General features: G+C 74.4%; 13 protein-coding genes. 9 read left to right on the top strand and 4 right to left on the bottom strand.

Annotated features, from left to right (window positions below):
• Window positions 1-128 precede the first annotated feature (128 nt).
• Complete coding sequence (locus QA634_RS19990) at window positions 129-1229, top strand: CaiB/BaiF CoA transferase family protein (protein ID WP_012333697.1); 1101 nt, start codon at window positions 129-131, stop codon at window positions 1227-1229.
• Between the two features lie 14 nt (window positions 1230-1243).
• On the opposite strand, the gene QA634_RS19985 is transcribed toward QA634_RS19990, so the two are convergent.
• The 3 genes from QA634_RS19985 to QA634_RS19975 all read right to left on the bottom strand — a co-directional run bounded on the left by QA634_RS19985 (window position 1244) and on the right by QA634_RS19975 (window position 2506).
• Entirely contained in the window at window positions 1244-1498 is a 255-nt protein-coding gene (locus QA634_RS19985) for a zf-HC2 domain-containing protein (protein WP_012333696.1), read from the bottom strand.
• 13 nt (window positions 1499-1511) lie between these two features.
• Window positions 1512-2156: an RNA polymerase sigma factor gene (locus tag QA634_RS19980; RefSeq protein ID WP_012333695.1), complete on the bottom strand. Its 645-nt coding sequence runs from the start codon at window positions 2154-2156 to the stop codon at window positions 1512-1514.
• A gap of 92 nt (window positions 2157-2248) precedes the next feature.
• The gene (locus QA634_RS19975; protein ID WP_012333694.1) at window positions 2249-2506 is read right to left on the bottom strand and encodes a hypothetical protein; all 258 of its coding nucleotides are present in this window, start codon (window positions 2504-2506) and stop codon (window positions 2249-2251) included.
• A gap of 126 nt (window positions 2507-2632) precedes the next feature.
• On the opposite strand from QA634_RS19975, the gene QA634_RS19970 reads away from it, so the two are divergent.
• A complete protein-coding gene (locus tag QA634_RS19970) occupies window positions 2633-4132 on the top strand; it encodes a carboxypeptidase M32 (RefSeq protein ID WP_012333693.1) in 1500 nt (499 codons plus the stop codon).
• A gap of 24 nt (window positions 4133-4156) precedes the next feature.
• Here QA634_RS19970 and QA634_RS19965 read toward each other — a convergent pair whose 3' ends face one another.
• Entirely contained in the window at window positions 4157-4873 is a 717-nt protein-coding gene (locus QA634_RS19965; protein ID WP_012333692.1) for a 2-keto-4-pentenoate hydratase, read from the bottom strand.
• A gap of 149 nt (window positions 4874-5022) precedes the next feature.
• On the opposite strand from QA634_RS19965, the gene QA634_RS19960 reads away from it, so the two are divergent.
• The 7 genes from QA634_RS19960 (at window position 5023) to QA634_RS19930 (ending at window position 12359) form a co-directional block, all read left to right on the top strand.
• The gene (locus QA634_RS19960; RefSeq protein WP_012333691.1) at window positions 5023-5502 is read left to right on the top strand and encodes a hypothetical protein; all 480 of its coding nucleotides are present in this window, start codon (window positions 5023-5025) and stop codon (window positions 5500-5502) included.
• Window positions 5503-5633: 131 nt separating this feature from the next.
• A complete protein-coding gene (locus tag QA634_RS19955) occupies window positions 5634-6773 on the top strand; it encodes an amidohydrolase/deacetylase family metallohydrolase (RefSeq protein WP_012333690.1) in 1140 nt (379 codons plus the stop codon).
• A gap of 85 nt (window positions 6774-6858) precedes the next feature.
• Window positions 6859-8460 (top strand): ABC transporter substrate-binding protein, encoded by a 1602-nt coding sequence (locus tag QA634_RS19950; RefSeq protein WP_012333689.1) that lies wholly within the window; start codon window positions 6859-6861, stop codon window positions 8458-8460.
• A gap of 16 nt (window positions 8461-8476) precedes the next feature.
• Complete coding sequence (locus QA634_RS19945) at window positions 8477-9418, top strand: ABC transporter permease (RefSeq protein ID WP_012333688.1); 942 nt, start codon at window positions 8477-8479, stop codon at window positions 9416-9418.
• Window positions 9415-10326 (top strand): ABC transporter permease, encoded by a 912-nt coding sequence (locus QA634_RS19940; protein WP_012333687.1) that lies wholly within the window; start codon window positions 9415-9417, stop codon window positions 10324-10326. Before QA634_RS19945 ends, QA634_RS19940 begins: the two co-directional genes overlap by 4 nt.
• A gap of 69 nt (window positions 10327-10395) precedes the next feature.
• Entirely contained in the window at window positions 10396-11385 is a 990-nt protein-coding gene (locus tag QA634_RS19935; RefSeq protein ID WP_012333686.1) for an ABC transporter ATP-binding protein, read from the top strand.
• Window positions 11382-12359, top strand: coding sequence for an ABC transporter ATP-binding protein (locus tag QA634_RS19930; protein WP_012333685.1), 978 nt, complete (start codon window positions 11382-11384; stop codon window positions 12357-12359). Before QA634_RS19935 ends, QA634_RS19930 begins: the two co-directional genes overlap by 4 nt.
• Window positions 12360-12470: the final 111 nt, after the last annotated feature.

The following is a 12470-nucleotide window of genomic DNA, read 5'->3' as shown; positions in this document are numbered from 1 at the left end:
CCCGATCCTGTAGCATGCGGGCGGGCGCCGGCCAGGAAGGCCGGCGGGCCCGGGCCGCCGAACACCCCGCTCCCCCGCCGAACCGGCCCGGCGCCGCCGGGGAGCGCCGCAGGGAGCTTTGCCGCGCCATGACCCCGCCTGCCCCGCCCGCCGCGACCGGGCCCCTCGCGGGGCTGCGCCTCGTCGAGTTCGCCGGGATCGGCCCCGGCCCCTTCGCGGCCATGCTGCTCGCCGATCTCGGCGCCGACATCCTGCGCGTCGACCGGCCCGGCGGGGCCGATCCCTATTCCCGCCACGTGCTGACCCGCTCGCGCCGCACCGTCACGGCGGACCTCAAGGCGCCGGGCGACCGCGCCCGCGTGCTCGCCTGCCTCGACGAGGCCGACGCGCTGATCGAGGGCTTTCGCCCCGGCGTGATGGAGCGGCTCGGCCTCGGGCCGGAGGTGGTCCTCGCCCGCAACCCGCGGCTCGTCTACGGGCGGATGACCGGCTGGGGCCAGGAGGGGCCGCTCGCGGCGCGCGCCGGGCACGACCTCACCTACATCGCGGTGACCGGGGCCCTCGCGGCGATCGGGCCGGAGAGCCACCCGGTGCCGCCCCTCAACCTCGTCGGCGATTTCGGCGGCGGCGCGCTCTACCTCGCGATGGGGATCCTGGCCGGGATCCTCTCGGCCCGGCGGACGGGGCACGGGCAGGTGGTGGATTGCGCCATCTGCGACGGCGCCGCCTCGCTGATGGCGATGGCGAGCGACTTCGCGGCCCAGGGCCTCGGCACGCAGGCGCGGGAAGCCAACCTGCTCGACGGCGGCACGGCCTATTACCGGACCTACGCCTGCGCGGATGGCCGCTTCGTCGCCCTCGCGGCGCTGGAGCCGCACTTCTTCGCCGAGTTCCGGCGCCGGGTCGGGCTGGAGGACGATCCCGCCTTCGACGACCGCGACGGCGCGGCCCTGCACCGGCGGCTCGAGGCCCTGTTCCTGACCCGGACCCGCGACGCGTGGTGCCGCCTGCTGGAGGACACCGATTCCTGCCTCGCCCCCGTCCTCACCCTGAGCGAGGCGCCGTCCCACCCGCACCTCGCGGCCCGCGGGACCTACCTGGAGGTCGACGGGGTGATGCAGCCGGCCCCCGCGCCGCGCTTCTCGCGCAGCCCGGCGGCGATCCGCCGGGACCTGCCCGCGACCAGCCTGGAAGCGGTGGCGGCGGCGTGGCGCGGCGCGGCACCCTGACCGGCGCCGGGGCGTCAGGCGCCCTCGTCGCCGCGGGGCTCCCCACCCAGGACCCGGGCGACGAGGGCCTCCTCCCGGGCCGGGTCGAGGGGCGGCGGCGCGGCGCCGCGCAGCAGGGCGCGGGCGGCCCGCATCTGCGCGAGGAAGCGGCGGCAGGGCGCGCAGGCGGCGAGGTGCAGCCGCACCCGCAGCCGGGTCGGCAGGTCCGCCTCACGGTCGAGCACCGCCCCGGCCCGCTCCGCCACCTCGCGGCATCGCATCATCGGCATCCCCCTGTTCCGGTCACGAGGCACTGCGCAGGGGCGCCTCGCGGGTCAGGCGCTCGAAGGTGGCGCGCACGCGCCACCGCGCCCGGTCGAGCAGCACCCGCTGGCGCGCCTCGCTGAGGCCGAGCAGGCCCTCGGTCTCCCGCGCCCCGAAGCCCTCGACGTCGCGCAGGCGCAGCACCGAGGCCTGGAGCGGCGGCAGCGCGGCGATCGCCGCCTCGACCGCGGCCCAGACCTGCCGCCCCGCCAGCGCCCGCTCCAGATCGACCTCCGACCAGTGCCAGGGCGGCTGGCGCCAGTGCCCGTCGGCCAGGAAGGCGTCGGCGTCGAACCCGTCCTCCTCCGCGTCGGCGGGCGCGAGGTCCGAGAAGGTGGCCGTGCGCCGCCGGGCCCGGGCCGCCTTGCGGGCGAGGTTCACCACGATGCCGGTGAGCCACGTGCGCAGGGCGGAGCGCTCCTCGAAGCCGTCGAGGTTGCGCATCGCGGCGATCCAGGATTCCTGCACCACTTCCTCGGCCGCCTCCGGCGGCAGCCCCGCCCCGCGCGCCACCGCGACGAGGCGGACGTGGTGGCGCCGCACCAGCAGCCGGAAGGCCGCCTCGTCCCGCGCCCGCAGGCGCGGCAGCAGCGCCTCGTCGCTCGGCTCGGTCGCGCTCGCCATCACGCCTCCTCGGACGGCGCCCGCCCCGCGGGGCCGCCCCGTCGCCCCGTCTTCGCCGGACCGGCACGCCGGTTACGGCGATCCGGCAGGCCTCACCGCGCCGGATCGCGGTCCTTCCCCAGGGGCTTCAGGAAATCCGAGACGGCGGCCAGCACCTCCGCGACGGTTTCCTGGGCGAGCCTCAGGGAATCCTGGGCGGTCCGGTAGGCCTGCTGCGCCGCGTAGAGGTCCCGGGCCTGGGCGGCCGAGGCGGCGGCCTTGTGCAGGTCGAGGGCCTTGCGGCCGTGATCGAGGCAGGCGCGCTCGAGGCGGCGCGCCAGATCGAGGGCCGGGCCGGTGGGATCCTCCATGGTCTCGCTCCGCGTCGCGGCCGGGCCCGACCGGGTCGCCGCGCCGCCGCCGGGATGATAGCCAGGGCGGGGCGGGTCGGCGAGCCGGACCCGCGGCGGGTCGGCAGCCAGGGGATCGATCGGGGCATGGACGCATATCGCTCCCTCGCGGAGGGTTTCGGGCGGATCGCGGCGCTGGAGGGCGCCGCGGGCATCCTCGACTGGGATTCCCGCACCCAGATGCCGGACGGGGCCGCGGAGGGCCGCGCCGACCAGCTCGCCGCCCTGCAGGGGCTGATCCACGACCTCCTGACCGCCCCGGCCCTCGACGAGGAGCTCGCCCGGGCCGAGGAGGAGCCCCTCGACCCCGGTGCGCGGGCCAACCTGCGCGAGATGCGCCGGGTGCGCCGGCACGCCGCGGCGGTCCCGCGCGACCTCGTGGAGGCCAATGCCCGCGCGGTGATGCGGGCCGAGATGGTGTGGCGGGAGGCGCGGGCGCGGTCGGATTTCGCCCTGCTCGCGCCCCACCTCGCCGAGGTGCTGCGGCTCCAGCGCGAAATCGGCGCGGCCAAGGGCGCGGCCCTCGGCCTCTCGCCCTACGACGCGCTCCTCGACGCCTACGACCCGGGCCTGCGGCGCGGCCTGATCGAGCCGCTCTTCGCCGAGCTGCGCGCCGTCCTGCCGGGGCTGATCGAGGCCGTCCGCGCGCGCCAGGCGGCGGCCCCGCCCGCGCTGCCGCTCCCGGGCCCCTTCCCGGTGGAGACCCAGCGGGCGGTGGGGCTCGCGCTGATGGGGGCCGCGGGCTTCGACTTCCGGCGCGGGCGCCTCGACGTCAGCCTGCACCCGTTCTGCGGCGGCGCCGCCGACGACGTGCGCATCACCACCCGCTACGACGAGCGCGACGTGATGCGGGCGCTGATGGGCGTGCTGCACGAGACCGGGCACGCGCTCTACGAACAGGGCCGACCGGCGGCGTGGCGGGGCCAGCCGGCCGGGCAGGCCCGCGGCATGAGCCTGCACGAGAGCCAGTCGCTGATCATCGAGATGCAGGCCGGCCGCTCGCCCGAATTCCTGAGCTTCCTCGCCCCCCTGCTCGGCCGGCACTTCGCCGGCGAGGGGCCCGCCTGGAGCGCCGCGAACCTGACCCGCCTCGCGACCGCGGTCTCGCCCGGCCTCATCCGGGTCGATGCCGACGAGGTCACCTATCCGGCCCATATCCTGCTGCGGACGGAGCTGGAGATCGCGATGATCGCGGGCGACCTCGCGGTCGCCGACCTGCCCGAGGCCTTCGCCGCCGGAATGCGCGACCTCCTCGGCCTCGCGGTGCCGAACGATGCCCTCGGCTGCCTGCAGGACATCCACTGGCCGGGCGGCTCCTTCGGCTATTTCCCGACCTACACGCTCGGGGCGATGATGGCCGCGCAGCTCTTCGCGGCGGCCTGCGCGGCGGAACCCGGGATCCGGCCCGGCCTCGCGCGGGGGGATTTCGCGCCCCTCGTCGGCTGGCTGCGCCGCCACGTGCACGAGCGGGCGAGCCTCCTCGACACGCAGGACCTCCTCGTGGCGGCGACCGGCCAGCCCCTCTCCAGCGCGCCGTTCCTGGGCCACCTGCGGCAGCGCTATCTCGGGGAGGCGGACGCCGGGTGAGCCGCGGGGCCGGGAGCCGCGGCGTCAGAAGCGCATCGCCACCGCGCCGATCCCGGCGAGTTCGGCCGCCACCCGCGTCCCCTGCGCGCAGAACAGCATCCCGGTGCAGGAGCCGGTGGTGACGACCTGCCCGGCGCGCAGCGGGCGCCCGCGCGCGGCGGCGTGGTCGGCGAGCCAGGCCAGCAGCCGCCAGACATCCTCCGCCGGGTTGCCGCCCCGCGTCGCGGCCACCGCCCGGCCGTCGACGCTGAGGTCCGCCGCGACGGTGCGCAGGTCGAGCGCCGCCGGATCGAGGCGGGAGGGTGGGCCGAGGATCAGCGCGCCGTGGCTCTGGAGATCGGCGAGCCGCGCGAGCGGGTCGGCCTCCCCCCAGCCGTCGAGGCGCGTCTCCACGACCTCGATCACCGGCAGGACCGCCTCCACCGCCGCCGCCAGTTCGGCCCGCGGGGCCGCGCCGTCGAGGTCGCGCCCGAGCCGCAGCCCGACCTCCGCCTCGATGCCCCGCAGGCGCCACTCCGGCCCGTCGAGCACGGCTCCGCTCCCGCGCAGGCAAGCGGCCGGGCACGGCGCGGCGTTCGGCACCGCCTCCGGATTCGCCGCGCCGACCTTCCAGCCGCCGACGGGACCGAGCCGGGCGGCGACCGCGTCCTGGACGGCGTAGGCGCCGGCCGGATCGGCCGGGGCGACCGCCCGCCAGGGAACCCGCGCGCCGCCGCGGGCCGCGAGGAGGAGATCCGCCACCGTGTCGATGCTGATCGCGGGCCGCTCCGGTCGTGCGCTGCGCGGCCTCCTCCCTGGCGCGGCGCGGGGATCGCGCGCAAGCCCCGGTTCCCCGGCGGCGGCGAGGTGGGATACTCTCCCGCGCGAGCGAGGTCCCGGGGACGCGACGGATGCGACGCTTCCTGAAATTCCTGCACACGATGGGCTCGATCGGCCTGATGGGCGCGATGGCCTGCCTCGTCGCGATGATGAGCGTCGCGCCCTCGCCGCGCTCGCTCGCCGGCTACGCGCTGATGCGCGAGGCGATGGCGGCCGTCTCGACCTGGATCTTCCTGCCCTCGCTGGCGGTGACGCTGGTCGCGGGCCTCCTCGCCATCGCGGCGCACCGGGGCTTCCACGCCGCCGGCTGGGCCTGGGCCAAGCTCGCCACCGGCATCCTGCTCTTCGAGTACGGCTTCGTCGGCGTGCAGGGGCCGATGCAGGAGGAGGCGCGGCGCAGCGCCCGCGCCCTCGCCGGCGAGATCGATCCCGCGACCCTCGCCCAGTCCCTCGGCCCGGAGCGCGGCACGCTCCTGGTGCTGCTCGCCGTCGCGACCGCCAACGTGGTGCTGGGGATCTGGCGCCCGCGCCTGATCCGGCGCCCCGCCTGAGCCGGTTCGGCGGATCACGGACCCGATCCGGGGCCGTCATCCGAGGACAGCGCGCGTCGCGGCGAAGGGATAAGCTGGACAAGAGCGGTCCGCCATGCTCGCTTGAGCGCGGGTTCGACCGAGTTCGTCTGATGGCTCATGAGCTGATCCTGGATGGCGCGCGCGTCATCGACCCCTCCGCCGGGATCGACCGGGTCACCCGCGTCGCCTTCGCGGGCGGCCGCGTGGCCGCCCTGGGCGAGGGCATCGACACGACCGGCTGCCCGGACGTCCGCGACCTGCGCGGCCTCATCGTCGTCCCGGGCCTGATCGACCTGCACACGCACGTCTACTGGGGCGGCACCTCGCTCGGCATCGACGCGGCGCAGTTCGCCCGCGACAGCGGCGTCACCACGGCGGTGGACACCGGCAGCGCCGGCCCGGGCAACTTCCTCGGCTTCCGCAAGCACGTGATCGAGCCCTCGCCGGTCCGCATCCTCGCCTACCTGCACGTGTCCTTCGCGGGCATCTTCGCCTTCTCGAAGAGTATCATGGTCGGGGAGAGCGAGGAGATCCGCCTGATGGCCCCGGCCGAGGCGGCGGCGGTCGCGGAGGCGAACCGCGACGTCGTCGTCGGCATCAAGGTCCGGGTCGGGCTGCACGCCTCCGGCCGCTCGGGCCTGCAGCCCTTCGAGGCGGCGCTCCAGGTCGCCGAGGAGGTCGGCATGCCCATGATGGTGCATATCGATCACCCGCCCCCGAGCTACGAGGAGGTGGTCGAGCGCCTGCGCCCCGGCGACGTGCTGACCCACGCCTTCCGGCCCTTCCCGAACGCGCCCCTCTCCGGCCAGGGCCGGGTGCGCGAGGCCGTGGTGGCGGCGCGCCGCCGCGGCGTGCTCTTCGACATCGGTCACGGCAAGGGCTCCTTCGCCTTCAAGACCGCCCGGGCCATGCTGGCGAACGGATTCCCGCCCGACACGATCTCGTCGGACATCCACACCCTCTGCATCGACGGCCCGGTCTTCGACCAGACCACGACCCTGTCGAAGTTCCTCTGCCTCGGCATGAGCCTGCCGGACGTGATCGCCGCCACGACCGTGAACGCCGCGACGGCCCTGCGGCGGCCCGAACTCGGCTCCCTGCGGCCGGGATCGGTCGGCGACGCCACGATCCTGCGGCTCGACGAGGGCCGCTTCGACTACGTCGACACCACGGGCGAGCACCTCGCCGGCGACCGGCGCCTGACCTCGTCGGGCGTGGTGGTCGGGGGCCGCTGGTGGCATCCCGCTTGAGCTTGGCACGCGCTCTGCTTGCCGAGGAGGCCCGAGACAGCCGGAGCGCGGCGCGAGCCGACGCCCCGAAGGGGAGGTGACCCGCATGGATCGCAGATCGCTGCTGAAGGCAATGGCCGGCGCGGGCGCGCTCGCCGCCGGACCCTCCTTCCCGGCCCCGGCCCTCGCCCAGGGCGCGGCCAAGACCCTGCGCTTCGTCCCGCAGGCGAACCTCGCCAATTTCGACCCGATCTGGGGGACCCAGTACGTGGTGCGCAACGCCGCGGCCCTGGTCTGGGACACGCTCTACGGGGTCGACGCGCAGCTGCGGCCCCAGCGCCAGATGGTCGAATCCGAGACCGTCTCGTCGGACGGGCTGACCTGGACCTTCACCCTGCGGCCGGGCTTGAAGTTCCACGACGGCGAGCCGGTGCGGGCGCGGGACGCGGTGGCGAGCCTCGTGCGCTGGTCGGCCCGCGACCCGATGGGGCTGATGATCCGGGCGATCCAGGCGGAGCTCTCGGCGGTCGACGACCGCAGCTTCCGCTGGGTGCTGACCAAGCCCTACCCGAAGATGCTCCTGGCGCTCGCCAAGAACAACGCGCCCTGCTCCTTCGTGATGCCCGAGCGCATCGCCCAGACCGACCCGTTCAAGCAGATCACCGAGTATGTCGGCTCCGGGCCGATGCGCTTCGCCCGCGACGAGTGGGTGCCGGGGGCGCGGGCGGTGTTCACGCGCTTCGCCGATTACGTCCCGCGCCAGGAGCCGGCCTCCTGGCTCGCGGGCGGCAAGCAGATCGCCTTCGACCGGGTCGAGTGGATCATCATGCCGGACCCGGCCAGCGCCTCGGCGGCCCTGCAGAACGGCGAGGTCGATTGGTGGGAGAACCCGATCGCCGACCTCGTCCCGCTGCTCAAGAAGAACCGCAACATCCAGGTCGACATCGCCGACCCGCTCGGCAACGTCGGCTCGTTCCGGATGAACACGCTGCACCCGCCCTTCAACAACCAGCTGGTGCGCCGCGCGGTCCTGATGGCGATGAACCAGGAGGACTACATGCGGGCGATCGTCGGCGACGACGACGCGCTGTGGAAGCCGCTGCCCGGCTACTTCACGCCCGGGACGCCGCTCTACAACGAGGAGGGCGGCGAGGTGGTCAAGCCCGGCGGCGACCTCGCGGCGGCCAGGAAGCTCCTGGCCGAGAGCGGCTACAAGGGCGAGCCGGTGACCTGCGTGGTGGCGCAGGACCAGCCGATCACCAAGGCGCAGGGCGACGTCACCGCCGACCTGCTCAAGAAGCTCGGCATGAACGTCGACTTCGTGGCGACCGACTGGGGCACCGTCGGCGCCCGCCGCGCCTCCAAGGCGCCGCCCAAGGACGGCGGCTGGAGCATGTTCCACACCTGGCATGCCGGGGCGGATTGCCTGAGCCCGGTCGGCTACACGGCGATCCGGGCCAACGGCGACAAGGCGTGGTTCGGCTGGCCCGACAGCCCGCCGGTGGAGGCCGCGATCACCGGCTGGTTCGAGGCGGCGACGCCGGAGGACGAGAAGGCCGCCATGCGCCGCCTCAACAAGGCCGCCCTCGACTACGTGGTCTACGTGCCGACCGGCTTCTTCCTCACCTACCAGGCGTGGCGGACATCGCTGAGCGGCGTCACCAAGGGCCCCCTGCCCTTCTTCTGGGGCGTGTCGAAATCGGCGTGAACCCGCGGAGACGCGCATGCTGGCCTATGCGGGACGGCGGGTCCTGGCGACGATCCCGGTGATGGCCGTCGTCGCCCTGTTCGTGTTCAGCCTGCTCTACATCGCGCCCGGCGACCCGGCGGCGATCATCGCCGGGGACCAGGCGACGCCCGACGACGTCGCCCGGATCCGGGCGACCCTCGGGCTCGACCGGCCCTTCCTGGTGCGCTTCGGCGAGTGGGCCTGGCAGATCCTGCAGGGGGACCTCGGCACCTCGATCTTCACCGCCCTGCCGGTGACGGCGCTGATCCGCCAGCGCATCGAGCCGACCCTGTCGCTGATGGTCGTGACGCTGGTCCTGTCGATCGCCGTCGCGGTGCCGCTCGGCGTCGCGGCGGCCTGGAAGGCCGGGAGCCTGATCGACCGGCTGGTGATGACGCTGGCGGTGTTCGGCTTCTCGGTGCCGGTCTTCGTGATCTCCTACCTGCTCGCCTACGTCTTCGCCCTCGAACTCGAATGGCTGCCGGTCCAGGGCTACACGCCGCTCTCGGCCGGGTTCTGGCCCTGGCTGCAGAACCTGATCCTGCCGGCGGTCGCCCTCGGCTCGGTCTACATCGCGCTGATCGCCCGGATCGCCCGCGCGACGATGCTCGAAGTGCTGGCGCAGGACTACATCAAGACCGCGACCGCCAAGGGCCTGGGCCGGCGCGCCATCCTGTTCGTGCACGCGCTCAAGAACGCCTCGGTGCCGATCGTCACGGTGATCGGCCTCGGCATCGCGCTCCTGATCGGCGGGGCCGTCGTCACCGAGAGCGTCTTCGTCATCCCGGGGCTCGGGCGGCTCACCGTCGACGCCATCCTGCGCCGCGACTACCCGGTGATCCAGGGCGTCGTGCTGCTGTTCAGCTTCTGCTACGTGCTGGTCAATCTCGGCATCGACCTCGTCTACGTGCTGCTCGACCCGAGGATCCGCTATTGAGCGCGACCGTCGACCCCTCCGGCCCGGTCGCGGCGGCGCCGGACCTGCCCGACCTCTTCCCGCCGGTGCGCCGCCGGGGCGGCCTCCCGGGCCTGATCCGGCGCCACCCGGCGGTGGCGGTCGGGGCGGCGATCCTGCTGCTGATGCTGGCCTGCGCGGTCCTGGCGCCGTACCTGTTCACCGTCGACCCGACCGCCCTGTCGCCGTCGCGGCGCACGCGGCTGCCCTCGGCGCAGTACTGGTTCGGCACCGACATGCTCGGTCGGGACATCTACTCGCGGGTGATCTACGGGGCCCGGGTCTCGCTCCTCGTCGGCTTCGCGGTGGCGGCGCTCGCCTCCGGGATCGGGCTCGCGATCGGCCTCGTCTCGGGCTTCCTGCGGTCGCTCGACGGAATCGTCATGCGGGTGATGGACGGGGTGATGGCGATCCCGCCGATCCTGCTCGCGGTCGCCCTGATGGCGCTCACCCGCGGCTCGGTCGGGAACGTGATCGCGGCGATCACCGTGGCGGAGATCCCGCGCGTCGCGCGCCTCGTGCGCGGGGTGGTCCTGTCCCTGCGCGAGCAGCCCTACGTGGATGCCGCGGTGGCGAGCGGCAGCACCGTGCCGGCGATCATCGGGCGCCACATCCTGCCGGGCACCCTGGCGCCGCTCACCGTGCAGGCGACCTACATCTGCGCCTCGGCGATGATCACCGAGGCGATCCTCTCCTTCATCGGCGCCGGCACCCCGCCGACCACGCCCTCCTGGGGCAACATCATGGCGGAGGGCCGCGCCCTCTGGCAGGTGAAGCCGACGATCGTGTTCTTCCCCGCCCTGTTCCTGTCGCTCACCGTGCTCGCCGTGAACCTCGTCGGCGACGGGCTGCGCGACGCCCTCGACCCGCGCATGGCCAAGCGGCTGTGACGCGCCCGCGCCGGGAGGGCGGCGCGCGCGGCTCCCCTCCCTCCGATCCTGACCCGCCGCGGAGCCGCCATGGCCCTCCTCGAAGTCGAGAACCTCCGGACCCATTTCCGCACGCCGGACGGCATCAACCGGGCGGTGGACGGGGTGTCGTTCGAGGTCGAGACCGGCGAGACCGTGGCGATCGTCGGCGAATCCGGCTGCGGCAAGTCCGTCACCGCCAACTCGATCCTGCGCCTGATCCCCGAGCGGGTCGGGCGCTCGACCGGGGCGATCCGCTTCGAGGGCCGCGATCTCCTGGCGCTGCCGCCGCGCGCCATGCGGCAGATCCGCGGCAACGCGATCGGCATGATCTTCCAGGAGCCGATGACGAGCCTCAACCCGGTCCTCACCGTGGGCCGCCAGATCGGCGAGACCCTGCGGCTGCACCAGGGCCTCGACCGGCGCCGGGCGGAGGCGCGCGCCGTCGAGATGCTGAGCCTCGTCGGCATCCCGGAGCCGGCCCGGCGGGTGCGGGGCTACCCCCACCAGCTCTCGGGCGGCATGCGCCAGCGGGTGATGATCGCCATGGCGCTCGCCTGCAGCCCGAAGCTCCTGATCGCCGACGAGCCGACCACCGCCCTCGACGTCACCATCCAGGCCCAGATCCTCGACCTGATGCGCGACCTCAAGCGCCGGGTCGGCGCCGCCATCATCCTGATCACCCACGATCTCGGGGTGGTGGCCGAGGTCGCGAGCCGGGTGATCGTGATGTATGCGGGCCGCAAGATCGAGGAGGCGCCGGTCGAGGCCCTGTTCGCGCGGCCGCGCCACCCCTACACGAGGGGCCTGCTCGGCGCGGTGCCGCGCCTCGGCAGCTCCCTCGGCGGGAGCCAGACCCGGCTCGCCGAGATCCCCGGGCAGGTGCCGAGCCTCAAGAGCCGCATCACCGGCTGCGTCTTCGCCGGGCGCTGCCCCGCCGTGACCGACCTGTGCCGGGCGGTGGCGCCGGCGATCGCCCCCAAGGCGCCCGGCCACCTCGCCGCCTGCCACCACGCCCCCGCGGAGGCGGCCGCCGCATGAAGCCGCCGCTCCTCGCAGTCAACGACCTCACCAAGCACTTTCCCCTGCGCCGGGGCGCGGTGCGGGCGGTCGACGGCGTCAGCTTCACGCTGGAGCGCGGCGAGACCCTGTCGATCGTGGGCGAATCCGGCTGCGGAAAATCGACCGTCGGCCGCACGATCCTGCGCCTGACCGACGCCACCTCGGGCCAGGTGGTGCTCGACGGCCAGCGCATCGACGACCTCTCGGCGGGCGCGATGCGGCCGCTGCGGCGGCGCATCCAGGTGGTGTTCCAGGACCCGTTCTCCAGCCTCAATCCGCGCATGCGGGTGCGGGAGATCCTGGCCGAGCCGCTGCGCAATTTCGGCCTCGCGCGGAGCGGCCGCGACCTCGACGCCCGGATCTCCGCCCTCCTCGACCTCGTGCGCCTGCCGAAGGATGCGGGCGCGCGCTACCCGCACGAATTCTCCGGCGGCCAGCGCCAGCGCATCGGCATCGCGCGGGCGCTCGCCCCCGAGCCGGCGCTGATCGTCTGCGACGAGGCGGTCTCGGCCCTCGACGTCTCGGTCAAGGCGCAGGTGGTGAACCTGCTGCAGGACCTGCAGCGGGATCTCGGCCTCGCGCTGCTGTTCATCAGCCACGACCTCGCGATCGTCGAGCACATGACGCACCGGGTCGCGGTGATGTATCTCGGCCAGATCGTCGAGATCGCCGCGCGGGCCCGCATCTTCGCGGCTCCCAAGCACCCCTACACCGCGGCGCTGCTCTCGGCGGTGCCGGTGCCCGAGCCGGGCGCCGCCCGCGACCGCATCGTGCTGAAGGGCGACGTGCCGAGCCCGATCGACCCGCCGCCGGGCTGCCGCTTCCACACCCGCTGCCCCTTCGCGTTCGAGCGCTGCCGGCGCGAGGTGCCTCGGATGCGCCGGATCGCCCCCGACCAGGAGGCCGCCTGCCACCTCCACGACCGGCCCGCGGCGGAGAACCCGCTGGCCTGATCCGGGATCCGGTTGATCGCAGCGGATGACAAGCCCGCGCGGCGCTTGAGCGACGCCCACATCCGCCATCCCGAAGGGATCTGGCGGATCGGGGATGAGGGGGTCCGGTCG

The sequence above is a fragment of the Methylobacterium sp. CB376 genome (assembly GCF_029714205.1).
Classification (GTDB): domain Bacteria; phylum Pseudomonadota; class Alphaproteobacteria; order Rhizobiales; family Beijerinckiaceae; genus Methylobacterium.
This window is presented reverse-complemented; position numbering and strand designations above follow the sequence as displayed.